Source organism: Rhizobium sp. BK112, from assembly GCF_014193215.1.
Taxonomy (GTDB): domain Bacteria; phylum Pseudomonadota; class Alphaproteobacteria; order Rhizobiales; family Rhizobiaceae; genus Rhizobium; species Rhizobium anhuiense.
The window spans coordinates 1-23,167 of the sequence record NZ_JACHYZ010000014.1 but is presented as its reverse complement, the minus strand read 5'-3'; the positions used below and the strand labels follow the sequence as shown (position 1 = coordinate 23,167).

Genomic DNA, 23,167 nt, shown 5'->3' with positions numbered 1-23,167 from the left:
CCCTTTCGTTGTTGTTGATTTATTCCGGCTTCAGACGGACAGGTACCGCTGAAGAAGTTCCTCACTCTCAAGTTCGGCGGGATGGCCGCCGTAGACGATTTCTCCCTTGACCATGATTACGAAGCGATCGGCCGCAGCCTTCACGAGCTCGAGGTTTTGCTCGACCATCAGGACGGATATCCTTCGGGTTTTGACGAGCTCCTTTAGGAAGAGCCCGATGTCCTGAACGATGTTGGGCTGGATGCCTTCCGAGGGCTCATCGAGCAGCAAGACCCTCGGATCGCCGCAAATGCCCCTCGAAATGGCCAGCTGCTGTTTCTGACCTCCGGACATGGTGCCGGCGAGCTGCCGACGTCGTTCGGCAAGGATTGGAAAGCGCTCGAACACAAAGTCCGGTATTGCGGCAGCAGCAGCGGTATTCGCTCTCAGTCCCATACGGAGATTTTCCTCGACGGTAAGTTTGTCGAAGATGCCGCGACCCTGTGGGATATAGCCGATACCGCTTCTTGCGATATGATACGTCGGCATTCCGGTAATGGCGCGATCCTTCAGGTGAACATCGCCTCCTGTTGCCGGAACCAGGTTCATGATCGTTTTCATCAGCGTCGTCTTACCTACGCCGTTGCGTCCGAGCAGGGCCACGACTTCGCCTTCGCCGACGTCGAGATCGATGCCGTTCAGGATCTGCGCCGAGCCGTAGGCCGATTTGAGTGCTTTAACCTTCAACATCAGTGTCGCCCCAGATAGACGTCGCGAACTGTCTCATTGCTTTCGATTTCCTCGAAGGATCCGGACGCAATCAGTGCACCATGGTGAAGAACGATGGTGCGAGCATTCAGCTCTCGCACGAACGCCATGTCGTGCTCGATCACAATGACCGTGACCTCGCCGCGCAACTGTCTTAGGAACCGGGCGGTGTCGCGGGTCTCATCGACCGAAAGGCCAGCCGTCGGTTCGTCGAGAAGCAGCACCTTCGGCTTCATGGCCAATGCCATGCCGATCTCGAGCCATTGCTTGCGGCCATGCGGAAGGTTGGCGCCGCGAACATCTCGTTCCGCCGTCAGGTGTATCTTGTCGATGAGCGCCTCGCGCTCGTCCTTATGCATCGTACGTCCGCCGGCCAGCATCAGGTTTTCCGCAACGGTCAGGCTTTCGAAGACGCTAGGCACCTGAAACTTGCGGGCAATGCCGAGATTGGCGATCCTTTCCGGTGACAGGCCGTTGATCACTTTGTCTCCGAACAGGATCCTACCCTCACTGACCGGAAGCGTTCCGCAGATCATGTTGAGAAGCGTGCTCTTGCCTGCACCGTTCGGCCCGATCGCACAGATCAACTCGCCGGGTGCAAATGCTTCGGAGAAGCCATCGATCGCCGTGAATATGCCGAAGCGCTTTCTGACGTTTTCGAGTGTAAGGATAGGGATCGGCGAGGCACTCATCGGGAAGCTCCCTCATTTTTCCAACGTTTTACCTGATCGAGAAAGAAAGCTGGAATACCCTTCGGAAATACGAGAACGAGCAGGATGAAGAAGGCGCCGATCGCTAGCGGCCATGCCGCGACGCTGATGGAACTGATCTTCTGCTGAAGTTGCCAGACGACGAACGTGCCGATCACCGCGCCCGTCAGCGTCCCGCTGCCGCCAACGGCGACCCAGATGATCACCTCGGTCGACAGCAGAAGCGCGATCTGGTCCGGCGCAACGAAGCCGGTGCAGCTTGCGTAAAGGGCGCCTGCGAGACCCGCCATCGCGGCAGAGCCGACGAATGTGAAAAGTAAGATGCGCTGCGTCGGATAGCCGAGCGTCCTGACTTTCGTCTCGTTGTCCTGGATTGCCGTCAGAAGCAGTCCGAGACGGCCGTGCATGAGCCGCAATGCGACGAGCAGGCTGACGGCAAGAACGCCAAATGCCAGATAAAAGGAAGCGAGGGTGCCGGAGAAATCAAAGATGAAGATCGACAGGGGCGGAACGCCGATAAGCCCGGAGTCACCTCCTGTCATGCTCGACCAGCCGATCGCGATTTGGTTAGCAATCAGCGTTAGGGCCAGCGTCACGATCGTGAAGTAGGCGCCGCGGACGCCACCATAGAGAATGAAATAGCCGACGCAGAGCGCGACCAGCATAGCAAGGCCGACGCCGAACAGCAGGCCCACCAAGCTGTTCCATTGCGGATCGAGGCCGAACCGGATCGAGGCGATTGCCATGCCGTATGCACCGAGCCCGAAGAAAGTGGCATGGCCGAAGCTCAGGATGCCGGTTCGGCCCCAAAAAATGTCGAGGCTCAGGGCGAACAGACCAAGCAGCATAATGTCGCGATATGTCGATAGCGTAAAGCTCTTGACGAAGAGGGGAAGAATGACGAGGATCGCCAGCATGATGAGCGCGATGATCGTCGAAGGGCGGTAAGCCCTGATCGTGCGGCTTACCATGGCAACGCCTGTCGGTTGATTGATACTCATGCGGGCAGCACCCCATTTGGACGGAAACGCAGGATGACAATTGCCAGCACCAGCACGAGGGCTTGGGCGACGGTGGTGGGTATCTGGTAGGAAAGCGCTGTCTCAAGACCGCCGATGAAGCTGCTTCCAGCTGCAACGCCGGCCACACTGCCCGCACCTCCGACCAGAACCACGAAGAAGGAGCGTGCCAGGTAGTTAACGCCCATATAGGCAGTCACCGCCGTCATCGGGGCGATAAGGACGCCTGCCAGAGCGGCCATTGCAGCACCGGACGCAAATGCCCGCGCGTTGACCTTCTCGACATTGACACCCATCACGGCTGCCATCTCACCGCTCTGGATCGCCGCTCTGACATTGAGCCCGAAGTTGGTCGTCTTGAACACGACGATTGTGGCGATGAAAACGGTCAGGACGAAACCGATCAGGAATAACCGATAGGCCGGATAGGTCGCGCCAAAAATATCGATCGCACCTTCGAAGGGACCGGTGACCCGCTGGGGGGCTGCCCCAAACGTCAGGACCAGAAGCTGCTGAATGATCAGACTGAGACCCCAGGTTACGAGGATCGCATGCAGCGGGCTGGCATAGACGCGGGCGATCAACACCCGCTCGATCACAAGCCCGATGCAATATCCGACGACCGGCCCGACAAAAAGAGCTAGCCAGAAACTGCCGCCCACCGCCTCGACTGCCACGAGCGTGAATGCACCGATTGTGACGAATTCGCCATGCGCGAGGTTGATCACGTTCATCAGTCCGAAGATGATGGCAAGCCCCATGGATACGATGAGAAGAATACCGACCAGGGTCATCATGTTGAGCAGGAAGGGAATCGCGGTTTGCATCAGGCGTTCCCCCCGAATGCGACTGGCCACTTCGCTGGAGATATGGGGAACCTTGCCGGGAACATCTTCTCATAGGTCATGGCTGCACTGAGAACCGCGCTGTCGGCTCCACGCGCGCCGATGATCTGCAGACCAATTGGCAAGCCATCCTGCGTCAGTCCGCAGGGTACGGAGCAAGCAGGCTGCTGACTAAGATTGATCGGAAAGCTGAATGAAGACCACTCAACCCAGCTTCCCAGCCCGCTTCCTGGCGGAACATCGTAACCCGCTTCAAACGGTAAGATGGGAACTGTTGGCGATATAATGAAGTCGAAGTCGACAAGAAGCGCATCCATCGCTGCGCCGTATCGACTGCGCTGGACCTCCGCCGCCATTCGCTCCACGCCGCTGTAGCCCTGTCCGAGACGGGCGGCCTGAAGGAAGCCTGGATCAAGCGTCGGATAATTTGCCGCGTCGATCAAAGATAGCCGGTTGGCAGCGCCAATGTACCAATGGCGATAGAAAATCTCCAACAGGTCGTCCTGGTGGGGAAGCTGAATTTCCATGACGCTTGCACCGGCTGCCTCAAGGTCTAAAAGAGCACTTTCGACAGCAACCTGGACTGGGGCATCAACGCCACCGACGCACGGCGTTTTCCAGTAGCCGATCCGCTTGCCGGACCATTCGATGCGAGAGGCCGTGATGGGTGAAACTGGTGTTGGCGCCTGCGTCCAATCGCAGATGTCGCGCCCAGACATGACCTCGAGCATAAGAGCGGCGTCGGCGACTGTCCGCGTCAACGGCCCAATATGCGCGACCGTACCGTAGGAGCTGGGTGGGTTGGCCGCGACGCGGCCGTAAGTCGGCTTGTGTCCGACAATGCCGGTGAAAGCGGCGGGGATGCGGATCGAACCGCCGCCATCCGTGCCCAGATGCAGTACGCCTGCGCCGCAGGCCGCTGCAACGGCAGCACCACCCGAGGAGCCGCCTGGTGTTCGCAAAATGTCCCAGGGATTCCGAGTAATGCCAAAAGACGGGCTGTCGGTCAGAGCCTTCCAGCCATATTCTGGTGTGGTGGTTTGTCCGATGAACACTGCGCCGGCCTGACGAAGCCGGCTAACCGATGGCGCATCTTGCCTGCCGACAGCGGCGTCGGTGCTGCTACTGCCATATCGTACGGCCCAACCTTCAACGAGAACGATATCTTTGAGAGTCGCCGGCACGCCATCGACTGGTGATGCTGGTGCCCCTGCGCGCCACCGCGCTTCTGAAGCTGCGGCTGCCGCCAAAGCACCGTCAGCGTCCAGAAAAGTAAATGCGTTGAACGGCTCAATCTCCGCGGCGCGGGCCAGGGCTGCGCGAGCGACATCGACTGGCGACAGGACGCCGGTTTGATAGGCAGCCGTCAGTGCGTGACAGTCGAGAAAACATAGGTCTGAAGCCGCCGAAGCCAATCCAGCGAAATTACGGTCGGTACTCAATTTAGTTCCCTTTATTTAGTTTTGCACACTATGCACCGCGGCAAGGATTATATAAAATGCAAAATATGAAGAGAATTAGTCTATAAAGTAGATCAATGAATCTTACGCTCCGTCAGCTTCGCTATATTTCTGCAGTCGCGGAAAGCGGCTCGATCGCCGCCGCTGCAAGAGAGTGCCGGATCGCCCAATCCTCCATTCTTGCTGCTCTCGACCAAGCCGAAGTGGAGATGGGGGCTCGACTTTTCGATCGTCGGCCATCCCGCGGGGTCGTCGCGACGCCCGCCGGCGGCCGCTTCCTCGCGTCTGCCCGGCGCCTGCTCGTAGCTGAGGCTGAATTCGAGAGGACTATGGACCGCCACAATCAGCTGATGCCTCCTGTCCTTCGCATCGGCTGTTTCGAGCCGTTCGGTGCGCTGTTCATGCCAGAACTCTTGCGGCGGTTTACGGAGGGTGCGGACATTGAAGTTCAACTCTATGAAGGTGAACAACTGCAGCTTCTCGCTTGGCTGGAGGCCAGCACGGTGGACGCGATTGTTACTTATGACATCGGGACAGGTCTTCCCGAGGACGCTGCCGTGCTCGCGCGAGTGCCGGCACACGCGCTCATGCATGCCTCTCACCCTCTGGCGTCGAAGCCCGCTGTTAGCCTGGCCGAGCTTGCTAAAATCCCCTTCGTTCTGCTCGACCTCCCACAAACTTCCGCGTATCTCCTGACTTTGTTCGATATTGCCGGCCAGCGGCCCAAAGTCGCCTTCCGCACACGCAGCTATGATTCCGTGCGTGCAGCGGTGGCTTGTGGCTTCGGCTTCTCGATACTCAATATGAGACCGGTCGGTCGCGGCAGCCCCGATAGTGAGGAACTTGTACGTAGACCGCTGATCGATGACCTGCCAGCACCGCAGTTGACGATTGCCGACCGATACGGGGATGCAAAGCCGGCATTCCTCAGACGTTTCACGAAAATGGCTTACGAGTTCTTCGATAGTGTGGGACCGAAACAGTTCACGGTCACCCTGCCGAGCAAATCGAAGTAAGCTCAGTTTGTTACACCATAATTTTTTTAAGGACCGGAGCAGAAACTGTTCAGATGGAACTCTCTCAGAACCTGTAGAAATCTATCAAGTCAATCGGACTCACTGAGGTCCGCTTTCTGAAGGGCCTCCTTTATCGATTTTGCCTTCAATGCAACCAACGCACTTTGCAGGCAGCTCTCGATATCGGCGACGCTTTTGCCCTCAATCGAATCAATTTCCCCGACGGTCCTGCCTCGGGATATCCACCGAAGGCAGGTCTTTTCAAGGGGCGAAAGTATCCATTCCTTCATGACAAAAATCGCACTCAGTTGCGCCGCGGTCGGCGGCAGGTGTGGTAAGCTTGCGCGCGATAGGCAGATGAAGGGCCTCGACCGCGATGCCAGGCGTGCCAAACAACACGATCGGGGTTCTCGCGGGAGCCAACTCGTTATCTAAGCTAGTTCAAGCAAGTGCTGAGAGGTATCTGGACAAAACCGCCATTCGAACTCGAGCGGGTGTGGCAGTGGAAGCAGGGTTCTGGTTGAGCGCAAGGCATCGTCCCGCCTGCCTATTTGAACGCGCAACTCCTCAGTGCGGCTACGATCGGCCAACCCGGTCGCCGAGAGTCTTGTCAGAGAGTCAATCACGTTCGTCGGATATCACCTTGTTCTGCGCATCCGCGATCTTCCTTCAAAGCGCCTTTACGTGTTCAATCCCGCAGGTACGCCGAAGGATTTTGCGCAAACTGGTTGGCGGCAAGATCAAGCCGAGCCAGTTGCTCCGTAAGCTTGCCTCCTACCCGCGCCAGAACGATCTAGCAGTTGCGCTGCGGGAGGTTGGCCGCGTGAAACGGACACTCTTTATTATAGAGTGGATCCTCGACACGGACATGCAGCGGCGTGCCCAGATCGGCCTCAACAAGGGCGAGGCCCACCATGCTCTCAAGAATGCGCTGCGTATCGGTCGCTAGGGTGAAATCCGTGACCGCACCACCGAGGGCCAGCATTACCCCGTCGCCGGGCTTCAGCGTAAGACCGTATGACCGTCTTCGTGGCGGAGGTGGCTCGCCCTACACTGCTCTTCCGAGGGTTGCTCGGATAGGCCGAGCCGATCCTCATCACAGGAGGACGGACATACGGTCTTACGCTGAAGCTGCTCACCGCAATCATCATCCACTGGAACACCCTCCATCTCGGCCACGTGGTCGCAGAGCGCCGGAATGAAGGACTTAATGTGCCGCCCGAACTTCTGGCGCATATCTCTCCGCTGGGTTGGGCACATATATTACTGACCGGCGAGTATCTCTGGCCCGACGCCGCAAGCGCTTAGAGTGTCATTTCGCCCCCAGCCGGAACCGACCCCACAGCCGCGACGGTCGATCCTAAATCAGGATGCTCATGATTGGCTGCACGGACATCGCGACAAATTGGCTGCGCAACATCAATCAGAATGAGAGACGTTCGTCTTTGCAATAGCCTCCTGGCTCGAATTTGCCTGGAGCAAGCCGCGGGCACGCTCCAGGCTAAGTTCGATCTCCGTGACGCTCTTACCCTCCAGCAGGGCGATTTCAGCGAGGGTTTTGCCTCGTGCAGTCCAGCGCAGACACGTCATTTCAAACGGTGGGAGTACCGATGTCTTCACACACAACTCATCGTCGTTAAGTAACTGAAATTGACCGATAAAATCGGATCAGACGATTTATTGAACTGCTTGGGTGACAGGCAGCTCGCTTGGACCGTGTTTAAAGCCGCGTCGCAGCAACTTCGCTATCTCGTCCGGCACCTTTCCCAGTAGGTTTTTCAAGTCCGGCTCGTTGGCTGCCTCCGCAGCCTCCGCCGGCACAAACCAACGCAATGTCCGTTGTCCTTTCTCCGGGAAGAACTCCTCAATCCGCGTGACCAAAATCAGATGAACCCGGACGCAGGCGAGAACGACATCGCCGCCCTCCAGGACTTTCGGGTATTTGTAGGAACCCAATGATCTCTTCCATACGCGCCCCTTCATCCCTGCCTCTTCCCAGGCTTCCTGCTTGGCGACTTCGAAAGACCTTTTCTTCGCCATACCCCATCCCTTTGGAATCACCCAACGACCCGTGTCACGGCTGGTAATCAGCAAGACCTCAATTGCACGCTCGGAGTTCGGGGAAAACCGGAAGCAGATAGCTCCGTACTGCACGGCGTTGTCCGCGATCGGCAGCCGATTACCCGATTTCTTCTTTTCCGAAAGACTCGAATTTCTCGCGTGACCCATTGTGGTGTCCGTCTATCCTTTGGATTCTTTGCGTGAAAATTGCGGGTTCGTGACTAGTCAGTTCACGTCCTTCAGGCGGCTTTCGACCAGCAGGCCATGCTCGTCCATGATCGGGTGGGCGACCGAGACAATGTGGGCGTTAATGCGCTTCAGGTCGCGCAGCATGTCGAGATGCAGGGAACTCGTCTGCAGGCTGTCTCCACCACACCCCAACCCGATAGAGCTTGCCTTATGCGGCAGCTCCCAGGACGGCAGTTCAGAACAAGCGGCCAACCACCTCGTGGACCTCTCGTGTGGCAGCAATGATGTTCTGGCTGGCAACCTCGTAGGTGCCTTCGGAGAACACCTCGAGTCCCGCCTCGGCGCAGATCACAGAGCCAGCGGCAATGTCCCAGATGCTCGTGTTTTTCTCGACGTAACCATCTGTGTAGCCGAGGGCGGCGAAGCCCAGCCCGATCGTTGCGCACCGGTATTCCGCAACGCCCCAGCCCGCCTTGCGCAGCGCCAGCTCGACTTCGGCAATGCCTTCCGCAGACCAGCGCGGGCTCTCTCCTACGGCGGCAACGCGGACCGAGGGAAAATGGACCTTGCGATCGAAGCGCTCGCCATTCTTCGAGACGCCAAGCCCCGTGCCGGCGCTAAGCCTGAGACCGAGCGAGGGATAGGAAATGACGCCAACAGTCGACTTGCCGTTTTCGACGAACCCGAGCGACACGCCCCATAGTGGCGTACCGCGGAGAAAGTTTGCGGTGCCATCGATGGGGTCGATAGACCAGAATGCCTCCGCGCCATCGCCGCCCATTTCCTCACCCATCACAGGGTCGCCGGGGAACAGACTTTCCAGCCGGCCGCGGATCAACTGCTCGACTTCGCGATCGGCTTCAGAGACGAACTCATTGGCCTTCTTCTCTTCCAGGACGAAGCGATCACGCTCGTTGAAGAATTCTAGCGCCAAGGCCTCAGCCTCAATCATAAGCTCGTTAGCGCCGCGCAGGCGAATCTCAGGAGTGATCATCGGTCTTCCTCAGGCGTCCAGAAGGGTAGGAATATCTGTCGAAATCGTCTGGGCGCCGCTTTCGAGGAACTGACGCGCACGATCCGGATCGTTGACGACAGCAACCGCATATTCGACGCCACTATCTGCCAGGATCTTCGAGGCAACATCGGTGAGAAGCGCCTGCGTTACGTGCAGGACCTGGCACCTCGACTCTTCGAGAAGAGCGATCGGATTGCGTGGGGGAACAACCACAGCGAAGGCACGCGGAACGTCCGGCAGCAGGCGGGCAGCCGCATGTATCGAACGGATCGAGAAGCTGCTGATGAACAGACGTTCCCGGTTGCGCGGCCAGAGGTCCTTGAGGACCTTCAAGGCGATTTCGGCGGTTTCGATGTCATCTCCGCGCGTCGGCTTCAATTCGAGCTGGAGGCCCACGTCGAGCGCGAGAACTGTTTCGATCAGTTCTTCGAGCGTCGGGATCTGGACTCCCGCGAACTGCTCGCCGAAACCGTTGCGCGCATCCAGCGCCCGGATCTCATCGAAGGTCAGTCCGGCCACGTAGCCGGTTCCATTCGTGGTGCGATCAACCTTGTCGTCGTGGATGATAACAGGACGAGAATCCTTGGTGATCTTGACGTCGATCTCAACCCAATTCGCACCCTGCTCTGCGGCGGCCCGCATTGCGGGGAGCGTGTTCTCCGGCGCCAGCCGGGGTGCCCCGCGATGTGCGATGATTGACTCTGTTACGACTGGTTTGCGGCCGTTCGCGGCCGAGCGAAGTGCATGTGATGCTTGCATTGTGGTTCCTGGAAATAGAAGGGGCGAGGGCGCGCCAATGCTGGCGGCCACTCGCCGGGAGCCTTGGGAGGCTATTGCTGGAGAACGTTCTTCATGAACTCCTTGGGAATCTCGTCGCCAAGGGGCCGTGCAGCGCGGGTGAAGCCCTTGCCACGATCTGCGTCCGATATCAGAGTTGCGCTGGTGTCGGCGTCGGGGTTTTGCGGGGCAGCGCCGAAGTCGCGGCTGAAGGCCGTCTGGGTCTTGCCACTGGTCAGCCAGTTTATGAGAACCAGTGCCGCCGCCTTGTGCTTGGCATTGGCAGGGATCGAAACGACGTTGCCGCCACGCGGCATCCCAAAGTCAGGCACATAGACTTTGAACGTCGTCGGGACCTCGCCCTTCTTCTGGAAGCCTGCGAGGAAATCTTCGAAGGTGGTGACCATCATGAACTCGCCTGACGTCAGGCGGGTGATGCTGTCCGCATTGGACGCGGTGACGACGTACTGGTCCTTGTGCTTCTTGAACCATTCCCAGGAAGGACCGAATTTTGCGAGCACTTCCGGCTTGACGGTTCCGTCCGTATAGTCGACGCCAGGAACGAGTGCGCGCGTGACACCCTCGATAAAACCTGGGCCGGAGCCACCTCCTGCCGAGGAGGCGTTGAAGCCGAACTCGCCGGGGTTCTTCTCGAAGAAGGCTTCGAACTGCTCCAGCGTGCGGGGAAGGTCGGATTCCTTGATCCGATCGGGGTTGTAGGCAATGCACATCTGGTTGCCCCAGAAGGCTGGTGCATATCCCTTGCTGTCGCCGCCGTCGATCTCGTAACGAAGCTTCGCGCCCTCGGGCAGCGTTTGTTTGATCGGGCCGTAAAGGAAGTTCTGAACATCCAGCTTCTTCAGATCGGCGCCGGTGAGCGAGAGGACGTCGATGTCTCCCTCCGCACGGTCCTTTTCGGCGAGTAGCTTGTTGAAATTGGCATCGTGGCTTCCATCGGGGATGGTGACCTTGATGCCTGTTTCGGCCTCGAACGCCTTTATCTGTTCCCGGAAGCGGTCTTGAAAGTACCAGTGAAACCAGTTCACCTGCCCTTCTGTTTTCGCCTGGGCGACGATCTGGTCCCAGGACATCGAAGTCAGGTCCTGGGCGTGTGCGGGCAGCGCCATAGCAATCGCCGCCAAGCTCATTATCGCGATTTTCTTCAACATGAGGTGTTTCCTACGAATTGCGTTGTGGTTGGAGTATGCGAACATCGCCATCATCCCTTGCCCGTGATCGCGGCCGGGTTCGCCCTTCCGAGGAAGCGCTCGACCAGCAGCATCAGCAGCACGTTCGGGACGACGAGGATCAGGGAAACGACCGCGGCATTCGGTCGAATGAAGTTGTAACCGAGATACGAAAACAGGATCGTCGGGACCGTCGTGAAGTCCGGGGCGCCGATCACATAGGACAAGGCGAATTCCTCGATCGACTGAATGAACACGATGATGAAGGCGGCGATCACGCCCGGCCTGAGGATCGGAAGATAGGCGGCGCGGAATACACCAATGGGTGACGCCCCCATGTCCCGCGCAGCATCTATGAGATCCTGCCTGATCAGTGTGAAGGAGACGGTCAGCAGCCTGATTGCGAACGGCAGGAACATCACCGTGTGGCCGATGAGAATTCCCAGAAACCTCGAATAGATCCCAAGCTTGATGAGGAGCGACGAGAAGAAGATCGCGACAACAAAGCCGGGCAAAACGAGAGGAAGCAGTGTCAACACCTGCATGACGGATTTACCTGGAAATTCCATCCGCCCGAAGGCATAGGCGGTCGGCATTGCGAGGATCAAAGCCAGTGTGGCAACGCATGGTGCGAGCGTGTAGCTGTTGATCATCGCCTGGGGGAGCGCCGTTGTGTTCCAGACCTCGATCCACCTCGAGAATGAGAGAACCGGCGGGAACATGGCGGGATAAGCCCAAGGGTGGTTTACATCCACGAGGGACCATAGCGCTGCCAGCGCAAATGGCATCACCAGCCACAATAGGCCGACGACGAACAGAACGGAGAGCAGGACCCGATTGGTCCATATGCTGGAAGTGGATTCTGCGTAACCCATCAAGCGCCCCTCCCGAGCCGAGCCACAAGCTGGGTGACGCCTGCCAGGATTACGCACCCGAATAGCGAAAGAGACATCAGAAGCACAGCGACCACGGCCGCCGTGTTCCAGCCTTCATTCCCGGCCTCCTGAACCTGGAACATGAACTGCGCCATGGAATTTACATTCGTGGGACCGGCGACCACCTGAAACGAGAAGTCGCCCGCAGCGCCGATGAAAATGAGGATCAGTGCCGCCTGCAGCGACCGCAGCGTGAGCGGTACGATGACCTTTCTAAAGCGGGACCAGGATCCAGCGCCCAGATCGCGGGCGGCGTTGAGAATGTCATCGCCGATCGCCTGAACCGCTCCCGTCAAGATGAGAAGCGCGAACGGCATCTGTTTCCAGACTTGCAAGACGACGACGCCAATCCCGTAGGGATCATTTTGCAACCTCAACGGCCGTGCCACGATCCCGAGCTTCACAAGCGCGAGGTTGAAAAAGCCCTGAAAGGATATGAAGTTGATGAACAGGAACGCCACAACGAGGCCATGCACCAGCAGGGGCGCTTTGAGTACGGCGCTGATCAGGCTCGATCCCGGAAATGGCTTACGCAGCCACAGGGCGAGCGGGTAGGCGAGCGCGACCGCGAGAATAGTGCTGATCAAAGCGATTCTCGCCGAATACCGGAAGGCCTTCCAGAGCTGTGGGTCTGCAGTGGTCGCCTGCCAGAACTGCGTTGAGAAGCGACCTTCACCGGAAAAGTTGAGATAGCCGAAGGACTGCGAGATGGCCATTCCGATCACCACGCCTGTGAACGCGACGATCAATCCAAGGCCGGGGATGAGGAGGAGATAGGCATGCATGGAGGCGCGCGCATTCATTGGACGCTCTCCTTCAGGAAACGAATCTTTTTGGGGTCAATGCGAAAGGTCCGGGTGCTGCCCTCGCTGACGGCCGCCTGGCCGAGAACCTGCACCCGTAACGCCGTGTTGGAGTTCGCTGCGGCCACTGAAAGATCGGTCAGATTGCCAAGGAAGCTCTGGGCTTTGATCGTGAAATCAAACCGATTTGCCGATCCATCCTGTTCACAGGCCATGGCGTCTTCCGGCCGCCACATTGCATAAACGTAGTCGGAAACCGGCGGTTCATCGGAGTGGATTTCCACTTCGCCCATTGGGCTATCCACGCGATAGACGTCTTTCCCGGCGTCTCGCTGTCTGACCTGGACCGGCATGATGTTCGCGGTTCCCACGAAGTCCGCCACGAACCGGCTGACCGGTCGGTAGTACACTTCGTGCGGCGTTCCCGCCTGTTCGATCTGGCCGGCATTCATCACGACCACCAAGTCCGACATCGCCAGGGCTTCCGCCTGATCGTGCGTCACGTAGACCGCGGTGAAGCCATGGGCGCGCTGCAACTGACGGATTTCGAAGCGGACCTGATCGCGCAGCCGTGCATCGAGGTTCGACAGGGGCTCGTCGAAAAGGATCACGCCCGGACGAACGGCAAGCGCTCGCGCCAGGGCCACCCGTTGCTGTTGACCGCCCGAAAGTTGCGTCGGGAGCTTTTGAAGCTGGGCCTCGAGGGAAACCTGCGCCGCCGCTTCCCGCACACGGCTTTCGACCTCGCTTGCGCGAACCCCCTTCTGGCGAAGCCCGAAAGCGATGTTCTCGAAAACCGTCAGGTGAGGGAACAGAGCGTAGGACTGAAAACACATTGCCGTATTGCGGCGCTCAGGTGGGACGTTGCGCATGTCGGCTCCATCAATAGTGATGGAGCCTTCGTCCAGAGAAATGAAGCCCGCGATGGCGCGAAGCAGTGTGGTCTTGCCGCATCCCGAAGGGCCAAGCAGGGTAACCAGTTGACCCTCCTGCACCGCGACGGAAATACCTTTTAGGGCTTCATAGGTGCCAAAACGGATTCTGGCTCCTTCGATATTCAATACGCTCATTTTCCCTCCCACGTCGCCGCGGTGAAAACCTTGAAGTTTGCATCGCGACGATTACTACTCATCATGAGTAACAAATTTATGACATTTGGCAAGATGGTCGCCGCAAAAATCCTTTTCTAGTCCCCTCTCGTCGGATAGACTCCGCATAAAATACTCGCCGAAGGTAGATTTTGGTCATGTATGTCGGAAATTATCGCCCCCAAGCTTTGATCGGCTCGCAGTTTATGCGTGGAGATGGCGAGGTCGTTCATCCCAGTGAACGGGCCATTTTGAAGCTTCTGTGGAATCAGCCGCATCTCGCCAGATCAGAGGTCACGTCGTTCACCGACCTCTCCCAGCAATCAGTTTACAGAATAATCGATCAACTCGCCGAACGCGGATTGGTGTCGATAGGAACTCCAAAGCCAGGAGTAGGGCGCGGCCAACCAAGCCCAACTCTGAAACTAAATGGCGAGTTCGCTTATGCGTGCGGAATTTCACTAAACACCGACATCGTTGGAATTTGCCTAATCGATCTCGCTGGAGACGTTATCGCCGAAGGGAGTGTTCTACTTCGCGGGCAGGATATGCAACGCGCTCTCGAACAGGTCCGAGGGGAGATCGCCCGATTGCAGGGAACCGCTGGTCTGTCCGCCAAGAACTTCTTCGGGATAGGGTTCGCGATTGCCGCCTTCCATGTCGGAGGCACCCGATACAATGGACCGCTTCCTCTACACGAGTGGTCCCTGATTGAACTCGGGCCGCTATTGTCGGACTTCTTCCAGTTACCTGTCTGGGTCAACAACAATGCGAACACCGCCGCTGTCGCGGAATCCATGTTCGGGGTCGGCCGGCATGTGCGGAACTTTGCCTATCTCAGTTTTAACTATGGATTTGGCGGCGGCCTGATCAGCGATGGCGAGTTGTTGCTTGGCGGCAACGGCAATGCTGGCTCATTTTCGCAGATGTACGACGATGACGAGTCGAAACGCCGGCCTGCGCTGCAGTTCCTGATGGAACTCGTCAATAAGAAGGGAGTTGAGGTTCCATCGATAGAATACATGCGAAAAAACTTCGATCGAAACTGGCCGGGCGTCAGCGAATGGATCGACGAAATCGCGCCGGGCTACAATCGGCTTGTCAATGCTCTGCGCGCAATCTTCGATCCTCAAGCAATCGTATTCGGTGGTCAGATTCCGGAAGGTCTTGCACAAATGTTAATTGCGGAAACGCGCATCTACGAACGTTCGCGCTATGGAGTTTCAAGGCCCGTCCCCAAGCTGATGATCACCGAAATCGCAAGCGACGCGTCGGCAATGGGTGCGGCTGTCGTTCCGTTTCGTGCCACTTACTTCTGATCTGGCTGCATTCGATGGCTACGATGAACAAGCACAATATTGGACCTGCCGAAGGCGACCCAAATCTTGAGCGTGAAATCATCGCACAATACGCGGCAGTTGTTTGAGGCCAAAGCCGGAGCCTGAGCAGAGTGTCTTTAGCCCGCTAAATGAGCTTGCGAACTTCAGCTTTCTCAACAGCGGCGGCGACGGAGGTCACGTTGAGTGCCACCAGGGAAAGGTCCAACTGCTTCTGAATCTCGCTCACATGTTTCTTCTCGATCTCAGCGATATCGGCTAGGATTTTGCCCTGAGCAATCCATCGAAGATATATCGTTTGGGCCGTCGAGAGTTTCATTTCGCCGTGCCAGGTCCCAACCTGTTCTTACAATAGGAAAGTTGATCACGGCCCTCAGAGCCAACGGCGGCACGCGCTGTTTGGCAGCGGTGCCGCCGCGGTTCAGGTGCTCGAGAAGAGTGTTTCCCTCGTCCTCGTCTCAGGCCCATGAACATGGATCCTTCAGGCCGCTTCCAAGGTCTTTTCGCAGCGCAGAAGCATGCCGTAGAGGTCGCGGGGATCGTCCGGATCCGCCAGCAGATCGAGTTCGGTGAACATGCCGAGGTCCACGATTTTGTCGCGGATATAGCGAAGGGCGGAGAAGTCCTCGATCGCAAAACCGACGCTGTCGAAGAGCGTGACCTGGGTGTCGTTGATCCGGCCACGGGCTTCGCCGGTCATGACCTGCCAGAGCTCGGTGACCGGATGAGACGCCGACAGTTGCTGGATATCGCCTTCGATGCGCGTTTGCGGCGGGTATTCCACGAAGATATCGGATCTCAGCAGAACGTCCTTGCTGATCTCGGTCTTGCCAGGGCAGTCGCCGCCGACGGCGTTGATATGGACGCCCGGGCCGACATGGTTGTCGGAGAGGATGGTGGCGTATTGCTTGTCCGCGGTCACCGTCGTGATGATGTCGGCGCCCTCGATGGCATCCGCAACCGAACGGCACTCAACGATGTTGAAGCCAAGGCCAGTGAGATTGCGGGTGCATTTCCGGGTCGCTGCAGGATCGATGTCGAAGAGGCGGAGTTCGTCGATTCCGAGGAGAGACTTGAAAGCCCGCGCCTGGAATTCGCTCTGCGCGCCATTGCCGATGATGGCCATCGTTCGCGAATTGGGTCGAGCCAGATACTTGGCCGCCAGCGCGGATGTCGCTGCCGTGCGAAGAGCCGTCAGGATCGTCATCTCCGATAGCAGCAACGGATAGCCGTTGCCGACATCCGACAACACACCGAACGCAGTCACCGTCTGGCGGCCATCATGGGTGTTCTTCGGATGGCCGTTGACATATTTGAAGCCGTAGAGCGTACCGTCGCTGGTCGGCATCAGTTCGATGACCCCTTCCTTAGAATGGGATGCAACGCGGGGCGTCTTGTCGAACACCGGCCAACGCCGAAAGTCTTCTTCGATGGCGGCTGCGAGCTCCGTCAGGAACCTGTCGATACCCACCGCGAGTACCAGCTTCATCATGTGGTCCACGCTGATGAACGGGACGACATTCAGTTTCGGATCAACAGGCATCTTTCCTCCAGGCAAATTGAGCCCCTCATGAGATGGCAAACGCGGTATTTCAGCCTTGATTGAATCGGGAGATGAACTGATCGAAACGTTCGTTCACGCCGCCCCCGAACAGTTGTTGCGGCGAACCTTCAGCCTCGACCCGCCCCTTTTCCAGAAACAAGATCCGGCTCGATACATCACGTGCGAAGGCCATTTCGTGGGTTACGATCAACATCGTGCGTCCCTCTGCCGCCAAATCCCGCATGACTTTAAGGACTTCGCCAACCAGTTCCGGATCGAGGGCAGATGTCGGCTCATCGAAAAGAAGAACACGCGGTTTCATAACCAAGGCCCGGGCAATTGCTGCACGCTGCTGCTGGCCACCCGATAGCTGCGCCGGATAGAATTTGGCTCGGTCTAACAGCCCTACGCGCTTTAAGACCGTCTCAGCCTCGTCTCGCACCTCTGCCCGGCTTCGGCGCTGCACGTGGACGGGCGCCTCCAGCAAGTTGTCGAGAACGGTCATATGGTTCCAGAGGCAGAAGTTCTGAAAAACCATCGCAACTTGCGTGCGAAGGCGATCGACCTGTTTCCGATCGGCAATGCGAAGATTGCCGCCGCCCGGCCGCAGCTTCACCTCTTCGTCAAAGACGCGCAGTCGTCCGGCCGAAGGCAGTTCCAGCAGGTTTAAACACCGCAGAAATGTGGACTTGCCCGAGCCCGATGCCCCAAGGATTGAGACCACCTCCCCGTCATTTGCGCGGAAGTCGATGCCTTTCAAGACCTCAAGGTTGCCAAAGTGCTTGTGAAGACCTTCGGTCGAGATGGCAGGAATTGCTGCGATACTGTCCGCGACAGCGAAGTGAGAGGCGGAAGCCATGAGAATCTCCGATTTATGCCCAGTCAGGCGCGACGATGGGCGTGGTGTGCATGGAGCCGCCATTCGGCCAGCGAAAATGCTGAGCTGAGGAGAAAGGTCAGCGTCAGATAGATCGCGCCGGTGACAACGAAGATTTCGAGTACGCGATAGGTTGAGGAAATCATCTTGTAGGCGATACCGGTGACCTCGGTGAGGGTGATGATGCTGGCCAGCGACGTTGCCTTGATCATCAGGATCGCTTCGCTGCCGTAGACGGGAAGACCCTGGCGCAAGGCAATCGGCCAGACGATCCGGCGACGAAGCAAGAAACCCGACATGCCGCACGCGCGACCGGCTTCAATCTCACCGGCTGGCACCGCCTGGACGGCACCCCGGATGATCTCGGCGGTATAAGCGGACGTGTTGAGGGCCAGAGCCAGGATCGCACACCAATAGGGTTCGCGCAGGAAAGGCCACAGGAAGGAATGCCGCAGCGGTGTGATCTGTCCAAGTCCGTAGTAGATCAGGAAGATCTGCACCAGTAGCGGTGTCCCGCGAAACAATTCGACGTGAGCGCGTGCGATCCATCGCAATGGAAGAACCCGGCTACTAGCGGCGGCGGCTACTAGCACCGCCAAAACAAAGCCCATCGTGAGAGACAGCGCCGCGAGTTGCAGCGTTAGCGGCAAGCCCGACAAGAGTTGACGGAGGACGTCCAAAAGAAAAGGCCAATCCATGATCAGCGCCTCCAGGGTTTGGCGAGGTGGTTTTCCATCCGCGTTAAGGCAAAGCCTGTCGTCCGTCCGATGATCAGGAACATCACAGCGGCGGCGCCGTAGAACAGAAGTGGCTGGCGGGTCGAACCGGCTGCAGTGCCAGCCTGGCGCAGCAACTCGGTCAGGCCGATGACTGACAGAAGGGATGTTTCCTTCAGCACTGACTGCCAGATGTTGCCAAGCGCGGGTAACGCGATACGCAGCGTTTGCGGAGCAATGATCCGCCGCAATAGCAGAAGCTTCGACATGCCACGGGCGGCGCCAGCTTCGATCTGCCCGCGGTCCAACCGCAGGAACGCTGACCGATAGGCTTCCGTTTGGTAAGCACCAGAGACAACACCCACAGCAATCACGCCGATCGCGAAGGCTGGCAACGAATAGAAGCCAGGCAAGCCGCCAGAGTTCATTGCTTTTGTCAGGACGACGCTTCCGCCAAAGTAGAAGAGGTAGACGACCAGGATTTCCGGGACACCGCGAAAGACCGTCGTGTAGAACTGGCCAATTGCTTGCAGCAGGCGCGACCGTGCGAGCTTCAGGTTTGCGCCGCAGACCCCAAGCAGGCTCCCAAGAAGAAATCCACAGATCGCGGCTGCAAGGGTTACTCCCGCCGCTTTCAGCAAAGGCACCCCCCAACCCTGCGACCCGAAGCCCAACAAGTCTATGATACCCGGTGTCATTGTAAGGCCTCATCGTTGCGCGGTGATCGGGGGGCAAAACGGTCCGCGGCAAACGGTGCAAGCCTTGGATCGACAATTCCGTCGATCAGCGATTGGGCGACAATCTCTCCTACTGCCGGGGCAAGCTGGAAGCCGTGACCGCAAAAGCCAAACACATGCCACAGACCGTGATGCTGGCGACTAGGACCGATAATCGGAATTCCATCTGGCATCGCACCTTCCAGTCCGGTCCAGGTCCGCAGGACGGGCACTCCGGCCAATGCAGGAAAGGCTGAGACAGTGGCGGCGGCGCTTGAAGCCATGCGGTCCATGACTGTGAAAGAGGTGTCCTGATCCAAGAACGGTTTGCCCGAGATGCCGCCGCCGATGACCAATGAGCCGACGGCGCTCTGCTTGAACGACAGCGGCTGATCGATGCCGATCACTACCGGTGTGATGAAGGGCTTTACCCGCGCCGTCACCATCATCGTCAATGCCAGAACCTTGATTGGCAGCGTTTCTCCGAGCAGGGCGGCGACATTCGCGCCCCATGCGCCGGCGCAATTGACAACCCATTCGGCTTCGATAAGGCCCGCATCGGTGTCAGCACACCAACCGCCCACGGGTTTGGGTTTTAGCTCACGCAGGGCACAGCGTTCGAGAATTCGCGCGCCGGCTGCCTCGGCTGCATCGCGGAAGGCGCGAGCAGCGTTGGCGGGATTTGCGTGACCATCGCGACGAGAAATAAGACCACCGAGCGCCGAGCTCGCCAGGCCGGGCAATAGCCGGTGCAATTCTTCCGGGCCGATCAACTCTTCCGAACAGATGCCACGACCTTGCATGTCCCGGATTCGCGCGCTGGCCCATTCGAGTTCCGCCGCATCCATTGCCAGCGCGATCTGCGATGTTCCCAAACCAACTTCGCAGGCTTCGGCGGCAGTTGCCCCCACCAGGTCCGAGAGATTGGCCCACATCTCCATTGCGCGTAGAGACAGCGGATATTCCCGCACATCCCGCATCAGAAGGCGAAGCCCACCGGCGTTCACACCCGACGCATGTCGACCGGCAAGGTTTTTCTCTACGACAGTTACTTGCCAGCCAGCCCGAGCGAGGAACATTGCGATCGCGCAGCCCTGTAAGCCGCCACCGATGATCAGAACGTCGTCAACCTGCTTACGCATGATCGTCGCCTCCCCCGGCAGTTTGGGGCTTATCGTCGAGCGACACGACTTTTGCCAACTCAGGGTCAAGGCCGGTGAGGTTGGCAAGCGCCCCAAGCGGCAGAGGTCGCAGCGGCGGCCGCGCACGAAAGGGGGCTGGCGATGTCGGTGTTTGCGTGGTTGCTTCCGCAAGCAGGCGGGCCACCGTGACGGCGCAACTTCGACCCTGGCAAGGACCCATGCCACAGCGAAGGAGACCCCGGATCAGATTCATGTCGGTGGCGCCTCCACGAATGCTTTTACGGAGCGAACCGGCTGTGATCTCCTCACAACGGCAGACGATCGTCGCGTCATCGGGAAGTTGTTTGGCGAGGCCCGGTGCGAAGGCCACGTCGATAAACGGGCGACCGGCCATGGTGCGTTTGACCGCGGCCGCAGTTCGCCCGGCTGCGCCGGTCACGGGCTTATCTGATGCACGATTAAGTTTGGCGAGAATGGCTTTTGCAGCATGGCGACCATGTGCAATGGCGGCGTCCGCTCCTCCAATTTGGCGAGCATCGCCCGAGATGTGGATGCAGCAAGCCTCCGACGTCAACGACGGACCTGGCGCCATTTGTGCCTGACCGTCCTGCGATGTTTTTGGTCGCCAGCTTGCATCCGCTTGCTGCCATTCCAACGCGAGGCCTGCGCAATGCGCCAAATCGGTGGATGGAACGATGCCGTCATGCACCACCAGCAGATCGCAGGGAAGTTCCAGTTCCCCGCCCGCGATGCTCATGCTTACGGTTTCGACGCGGTTCTGGCCCCGTGCCCTAAGGTCGGAGACCCCGGTCCGCATCGGGATACCCGCCAATCGCAGTCGGGAAAGCCAGCCCAATCCCTTCAACAGTGCCGGTATGCCTGCCGGGCGTAGATGAGGTAGGGCGTGAAATTTGTCTTTAAGCTGGTCCGTGCGGGCAATGAGGGCTGGCTTGACGCCGAGGCGCCGCAACTGATCGGCGAGGAGAAAAATCAGCGGACCAGTACCGGCCAGCACGATCCGGCCTTCGGGCTGGAGGCGACCCGCTTTGATGAGCGTCTGCACGGCTCCCGCGGTCATCACGCCTGGTAGGGTCCAGCCTGGAAATGGCGCCGGCCGCTCCATTGCGCCATTGGCGACGACAACATGCCGGGCACGCAAATAGCCCGCCGACTCGTCTTTAAGCCAACCGACTGTGCCGTCGGCGCGCAGATCCCAGACTGTGGTTTCAGGCCGATAGTCGATGCCAGGCGTTGCCCGGAATTGTTGGATCAGTGTCCGACCAGCATTGTATGTGGAACCAAGAGCGGCCAGCAGGTCGTCGGTGCCTGGACGCGCCTCGAGGTTCGCTTCGAGTGCGCGGAAAATCTGGCCGCCGGGTGCAGGCTGCAAGTCGAGCACGATAACGTGGCGACCTGCGGAAGCCAATTCGACCGCAGCGGACATACCGGCGGGGCCTGCGCCGATAACGATTACATCCGCGTCGGGCGCAGGCCTGTCCCGCCCTTGGCCATGCGGTGCCGGATTTGTCGGGGTGTTCATTGCAGATATTCTCCAGCAATGGCCGCGGCACCTTCTTGTGTCCGAAGCCTCATGCCGTGCCGGACCTGCGAGAGGCAGGCCTGACGGCTTCCAATGCCGTCGATCTCGATCAGACAGTCGAAACAATGACCGATCATGCAATAGGGCAGTCTGGCGGCACCGCTGACTGGTGTAGTGCGGAAATAGGGAACGCCCGCCCTCAAAAGGCACGCCGCTATTGTTTCCCCTTCGCGGGCCTGGATGGGCTTGTCGTCGAGAAAAACAGTGATCGTTGCCTCGGTTGACCCGATGGACGTAAACATGCCAGCCCCTGTTCGATTGTTTTGCCAGATCGCTTCGACACGATCATCCTAGGCCGTGCGCTGATGATCCCCTCCTCTCTGACAGGAGGGGATAGAGCCGATCATTCGTGGATGGAGATATCCGTCCCGAACCACTTTTCGGTGAGGGTCTTGTTTGTGCCATCCTTGTTGATGGCCGTAATCGCCTCATCGAACGCGGCCCGCAGCGCATCATCACCGGGGCGCAAGGCAACGTTGGTCGTGCCGAGGCCAAGAACGCCCCCAGCAAAGGTTGGGCCAGTAAAGACGAGCGTTCCCTCAGGGTTGGCGTCAATGACAGCCTTGAAAGCCGTGACGTTAGCGACGGCCAGATCGATGCGTCCGGCGGTCAGTTCCAGACCTAGTTGCTCGAACGAAGGATATTCACGGATATCCAGTCCTTTGAAATATTGTCCTGTGAAGGTCGCCGCTGTGGAACCGGTTTGTACGCCGATTACCTTTCCGGCAAGCTTCGCCTTCAGCGCTTCGATGGCACCTTCGGACTCCTTGGGAGAATTCGCCAGATCGAAGGATTGACCTGCATCTGGCAAGTCTTTGAGGGTGTTGTCGCTCCCAGTCAGGAACCCGTTCGGCGCCTTCGCATAGGGTTTGGAGAAGGCGACAACTTTCTTGCGCTCTTCGGTCACACCCATCGAAGCGATAATCGCATCATATTTCCCAACGGTCAGGCCGGGAATAATGCCATTCCACTCTTGGGCGATGAGGTCGCATTTCACCTTCATTCGCTCGCAGAGAAGTTGAGTCAGTTCAATTTCGTAGCCATTGAGGGAGCCGTCAGCGGCAGTGAAGTTCCACGGAGGATACGCACCTTCGGTCGCGATAGTGATGTGATCCGGTAGATTTTGGGCGGCTGCCACGCAGGCCAGGAGCGGCATTGTGGCAAGGGCAAGCAGCATACTGCGTCTAAGCATCTCTTCGTTCCCTTTGTCTTATTGTTACGGGCTTTCCAAAGCCCGCTGGCTAATATGCCATCGCACCAGGGTTATTTGGATACAGTATCTGATTGACTGCAAATTCCGAGGCAATCCGCCCCCTGATTCCGAAATGATCTCGCCCCCCAATTCCGAGAAATAGTCGCCCCCTGATTCCGAGATGATGCCGCC

At 58.4% G+C, this 23,167-nt stretch carries 24 protein-coding genes and 2 pseudogenes; 4 read left to right on the top strand and 22 right to left on the bottom strand.

Features of this window, described 5'->3' with window-relative positions:
- Positions 1–30 precede the first annotated feature (30 nt).
- Genes FHT75_RS29330 through FHT75_RS29310 form a run of 5 tightly spaced genes read right to left on the bottom strand, consistent with a single transcriptional unit; the run spans position 31 to position 4,763 of the window.
- Positions 31–729: an ABC transporter ATP-binding protein gene (locus FHT75_RS29330; RefSeq protein ID WP_183845325.1), complete on the bottom strand. Its 699-nt coding sequence runs from the start codon at positions 727–729 to the stop codon at positions 31–33.
- Positions 729–1,439, bottom strand: coding sequence for an ATP-binding cassette domain-containing protein (locus tag FHT75_RS29325; RefSeq protein ID WP_183845324.1), 711 nt, complete (start codon positions 1,437–1,439; stop codon positions 729–731). Before FHT75_RS29325 ends, FHT75_RS29330 begins: the two co-directional genes overlap by 1 nt.
- Positions 1,436–2,458, bottom strand: coding sequence for a branched-chain amino acid ABC transporter permease (locus FHT75_RS29320; RefSeq protein WP_246712984.1), 1,023 nt, complete (start codon positions 2,456–2,458; stop codon positions 1,436–1,438). The genes FHT75_RS29325 and FHT75_RS29320 overlap by 4 nt, the downstream gene beginning before the upstream one ends.
- Positions 2,455–3,303 carry a branched-chain amino acid ABC transporter permease gene (locus FHT75_RS29315; RefSeq protein ID WP_183845323.1) on the bottom strand — a complete coding sequence of 283 codons (849 nt, stop codon included), beginning with the start codon at positions 3,301–3,303 and terminating at the stop codon, positions 2,455–2,457. The genes FHT75_RS29320 and FHT75_RS29315 overlap by 4 nt, the downstream gene beginning before the upstream one ends.
- Positions 3,303–4,763, bottom strand: a complete 1,461-nt coding sequence (locus FHT75_RS29310; RefSeq protein WP_210299129.1) for an amidase — start codon at positions 4,761–4,763, stop codon at positions 3,303–3,305. Before FHT75_RS29310 ends, FHT75_RS29315 begins: the two co-directional genes overlap by 1 nt.
- A gap of 95 nt (positions 4,764–4,858) precedes the next feature.
- Here FHT75_RS29310 and FHT75_RS29305 point away from each other — a divergent pair, with 95 nt between their 5' ends.
- From FHT75_RS29305 to FHT75_RS29295, 3 genes and pseudogenes are all read left to right on the top strand, one after another.
- On the top strand, positions 4,859–5,797 hold the full coding sequence (locus tag FHT75_RS29305; protein WP_183845322.1) for a LysR family transcriptional regulator: 939 nt from the start codon (positions 4,859–4,861) through the stop codon (positions 5,795–5,797).
- A gap of 630 nt (positions 5,798–6,427) precedes the next feature.
- Positions 6,428–6,743, top strand: a pseudogene (locus tag FHT75_RS29300) (Tn3 family transposase); the annotation flags it as partial.
- 179 nt (positions 6,744–6,922) lie between these two features.
- Positions 6,923–7,105 (top strand): annotated as a pseudogene (locus FHT75_RS29295) (Tn3 family transposase); the annotation flags it as partial.
- 369 nt (positions 7,106–7,474) lie between these two features.
- Here the strand turns inward: FHT75_RS29295 and FHT75_RS29290 are convergent.
- The 8 genes from FHT75_RS29290 to FHT75_RS29255 are packed head-to-tail and all read right to left on the bottom strand — an operon-like array spanning position 7,475 to position 13,834.
- Positions 7,475–8,026: an NUDIX hydrolase gene (locus FHT75_RS29290; RefSeq protein ID WP_183845321.1), complete on the bottom strand. Its 552-nt coding sequence runs from the start codon at positions 8,024–8,026 to the stop codon at positions 7,475–7,477.
- Positions 8,027–8,083: 57 nt separating this feature from the next.
- Positions 8,084–8,299, bottom strand: coding sequence for a hypothetical protein (locus FHT75_RS29285; RefSeq protein ID WP_183845421.1), 216 nt, complete (start codon positions 8,297–8,299; stop codon positions 8,084–8,086).
- A complete protein-coding gene (locus tag FHT75_RS29280) occupies positions 8,283–9,041 on the bottom strand; it encodes an inositol monophosphatase family protein (RefSeq protein ID WP_183845320.1) in 759 nt (252 codons plus the stop codon). Before FHT75_RS29280 ends, FHT75_RS29285 begins: the two co-directional genes overlap by 17 nt.
- Before the next feature lie 9 nt (positions 9,042–9,050).
- The gene (locus tag FHT75_RS29275) at positions 9,051–9,872 is read right to left on the bottom strand and encodes a glycerophosphodiester phosphodiesterase family protein (protein WP_312865385.1); all 822 of its coding nucleotides are present in this window, start codon (positions 9,870–9,872) and stop codon (positions 9,051–9,053) included.
- A 20-nt stretch (positions 9,873–9,892) separates the two neighbouring features.
- Positions 9,893–11,008: an extracellular solute-binding protein gene (locus tag FHT75_RS29270; RefSeq protein WP_183845319.1), complete on the bottom strand. Its 1,116-nt coding sequence runs from the start codon at positions 11,006–11,008 to the stop codon at positions 9,893–9,895.
- 50 nt (positions 11,009–11,058) lie between these two features.
- Entirely contained in the window at positions 11,059–11,901 is an 843-nt protein-coding gene (locus FHT75_RS29265) for an ABC transporter permease (RefSeq protein WP_183845318.1), read from the bottom strand.
- Complete coding sequence (locus FHT75_RS29260; protein ID WP_183845317.1) at positions 11,901–12,764, bottom strand: ABC transporter permease; 864 nt, start codon at positions 12,762–12,764, stop codon at positions 11,901–11,903. The genes FHT75_RS29265 and FHT75_RS29260 overlap by 1 nt, the downstream gene beginning before the upstream one ends.
- Positions 12,761–13,834 (bottom strand): ABC transporter ATP-binding protein, encoded by a 1,074-nt coding sequence (locus tag FHT75_RS29255; protein WP_183845316.1) that lies wholly within the window; start codon positions 13,832–13,834, stop codon positions 12,761–12,763. Before FHT75_RS29255 ends, FHT75_RS29260 begins: the two co-directional genes overlap by 4 nt.
- Positions 13,835–14,010: 176 nt before the next feature.
- On the opposite strand from FHT75_RS29255, the gene FHT75_RS29250 reads away from it, so the two are divergent.
- Entirely contained in the window at positions 14,011–15,171 is a 1,161-nt protein-coding gene (locus FHT75_RS29250) for an ROK family transcriptional regulator (RefSeq protein WP_183845315.1), read from the top strand.
- A 145-nt stretch (positions 15,172–15,316) separates the two neighbouring features.
- Here the strand turns inward: FHT75_RS29250 and FHT75_RS29245 are convergent, their stop codons facing one another.
- The 9 genes from FHT75_RS29245 to FHT75_RS29205 all read right to left on the bottom strand — a co-directional run bounded on the left by FHT75_RS29245 (position 15,317) and on the right by FHT75_RS29205 (position 22,975).
- Entirely contained in the window at positions 15,317–15,508 is a 192-nt protein-coding gene (locus FHT75_RS29245) for a hypothetical protein (protein ID WP_183845314.1), read from the bottom strand.
- A 162-nt stretch (positions 15,509–15,670) separates the two neighbouring features.
- Positions 15,671–16,732: an ornithine cyclodeaminase gene (ocd, locus tag FHT75_RS29240; RefSeq protein WP_183845313.1), complete on the bottom strand. Its 1,062-nt coding sequence runs from the start codon at positions 16,730–16,732 to the stop codon at positions 15,671–15,673.
- 49 nt (positions 16,733–16,781) lie between these two features.
- Positions 16,782–17,591: an ABC transporter ATP-binding protein gene (locus tag FHT75_RS29235; protein WP_183845312.1), complete on the bottom strand. Its 810-nt coding sequence runs from the start codon at positions 17,589–17,591 to the stop codon at positions 16,782–16,784.
- Between the two features lie 23 nt (positions 17,592–17,614).
- The gene (locus FHT75_RS29230; RefSeq protein ID WP_183845311.1) at positions 17,615–18,307 is read right to left on the bottom strand and encodes an ABC transporter permease; all 693 of its coding nucleotides are present in this window, start codon (positions 18,305–18,307) and stop codon (positions 17,615–17,617) included.
- A 2-nt stretch (positions 18,308–18,309) separates the two neighbouring features.
- Positions 18,310–19,023, bottom strand: a complete 714-nt coding sequence (locus FHT75_RS29225) for an ABC transporter permease (protein ID WP_183845310.1) — start codon at positions 19,021–19,023, stop codon at positions 18,310–18,312.
- Entirely contained in the window at positions 19,020–20,183 is a 1,164-nt protein-coding gene (locus FHT75_RS29220; RefSeq protein WP_183845309.1) for an NAD(P)/FAD-dependent oxidoreductase, read from the bottom strand. Before FHT75_RS29220 ends, FHT75_RS29225 begins: the two co-directional genes overlap by 4 nt.
- A complete protein-coding gene (locus tag FHT75_RS29215; RefSeq protein ID WP_183845308.1) occupies positions 20,176–21,723 on the bottom strand; it encodes an NAD(P)/FAD-dependent oxidoreductase in 1,548 nt (515 codons plus the stop codon). Before FHT75_RS29215 ends, FHT75_RS29220 begins: the two co-directional genes overlap by 8 nt.
- Entirely contained in the window at positions 21,720–22,025 is a 306-nt protein-coding gene (locus FHT75_RS29210; RefSeq protein WP_183845307.1) for a (2Fe-2S)-binding protein, read from the bottom strand. The genes FHT75_RS29215 and FHT75_RS29210 overlap by 4 nt, the downstream gene beginning before the upstream one ends.
- 101 nt (positions 22,026–22,126) lie before the next feature.
- A complete protein-coding gene (locus FHT75_RS29205) occupies positions 22,127–22,975 on the bottom strand; it encodes a transporter substrate-binding domain-containing protein (protein ID WP_183845306.1) in 849 nt (282 codons plus the stop codon).
- Positions 22,976–23,167 lie beyond the last annotated feature (192 nt).

Coding starts and splice junctions, on each gene's coding strand:
- FHT75_RS29330 (WP_183845325.1), bottom strand. CDS start 729: ATGTTGAAGGTTAAAGCACTCAAATCGGCCTACGGCTCGGCGCAGATC.
- FHT75_RS29325 (WP_183845324.1), bottom strand. CDS start 1,439: ATGAGTGCCTCGCCGATCCCTATCCTTACACTCGAAAACGTCAGAAAG.
- FHT75_RS29320 (WP_246712984.1), bottom strand. CDS start 2,458: ATGAGTATCAATCAACCGACAGGCGTTGCCATGGTAAGCCGCACGATC.
- FHT75_RS29315 (WP_183845323.1), bottom strand. CDS start 3,303: ATGCAAACCGCGATTCCCTTCCTGCTCAACATGATGACCCTGGTCGGT.
- FHT75_RS29305 (WP_183845322.1), top strand. CDS start 4,859: ATGAATCTTACGCTCCGTCAGCTTCGCTATATTTCTGCAGTCGCGGAA.
- FHT75_RS29290 (WP_183845321.1), bottom strand. CDS start 8,026: ATGGGTCACGCGAGAAATTCGAGTCTTTCGGAAAAGAAGAAATCGGGT.
- FHT75_RS29280 (WP_183845320.1), bottom strand. CDS start 9,041: ATGATCACTCCTGAGATTCGCCTGCGCGGCGCTAACGAGCTTATGATT.
- FHT75_RS29270 (WP_183845319.1), bottom strand. CDS start 11,008: ATGTTGAAGAAAATCGCGATAATGAGCTTGGCGGCGATTGCTATGGCG.
- FHT75_RS29265 (WP_183845318.1), bottom strand. CDS start 11,901: ATGGGTTACGCAGAATCCACTTCCAGCATATGGACCAATCGGGTCCTG.
- FHT75_RS29260 (WP_183845317.1), bottom strand. CDS start 12,764: ATGAATGCGCGCGCCTCCATGCATGCCTATCTCCTCCTCATCCCCGGC.
- FHT75_RS29255 (WP_183845316.1), bottom strand. CDS start 13,834: ATGAGCGTATTGAATATCGAAGGAGCCAGAATCCGTTTTGGCACCTAT.
- FHT75_RS29250 (WP_183845315.1), top strand. CDS start 14,011: ATGTATGTCGGAAATTATCGCCCCCAAGCTTTGATCGGCTCGCAGTTT.
- FHT75_RS29245 (WP_183845314.1), bottom strand. CDS start 15,508: ATGAAACTCTCGACGGCCCAAACGATATATCTTCGATGGATTGCTCAG.
- ocd (WP_183845313.1), bottom strand. CDS start 16,732: ATGCCTGTTGATCCGAAACTGAATGTCGTCCCGTTCATCAGCGTGGAC.
- FHT75_RS29235 (WP_183845312.1), bottom strand. CDS start 17,591: ATGGCTTCCGCCTCTCACTTCGCTGTCGCGGACAGTATCGCAGCAATT.
- FHT75_RS29230 (WP_183845311.1), bottom strand. CDS start 18,307: ATGGATTGGCCTTTTCTTTTGGACGTCCTCCGTCAACTCTTGTCGGGC.
- FHT75_RS29225 (WP_183845310.1), bottom strand. CDS start 19,023: ATGACACCGGGTATCATAGACTTGTTGGGCTTCGGGTCGCAGGGTTGG.
- FHT75_RS29220 (WP_183845309.1), bottom strand. CDS start 20,183: ATGCGTAAGCAGGTTGACGACGTTCTGATCATCGGTGGCGGCTTACAG.
- FHT75_RS29215 (WP_183845308.1), bottom strand. CDS start 21,723: ATGAACACCCCGACAAATCCGGCACCGCATGGCCAAGGGCGGGACAGG.
- FHT75_RS29210 (WP_183845307.1), bottom strand. CDS start 22,025: ATGTTTACGTCCATCGGGTCAACCGAGGCAACGATCACTGTTTTTCTC.
- FHT75_RS29205 (WP_183845306.1), bottom strand. CDS start 22,975: ATGCTTAGACGCAGTATGCTGCTTGCCCTTGCCACAATGCCGCTCCTG.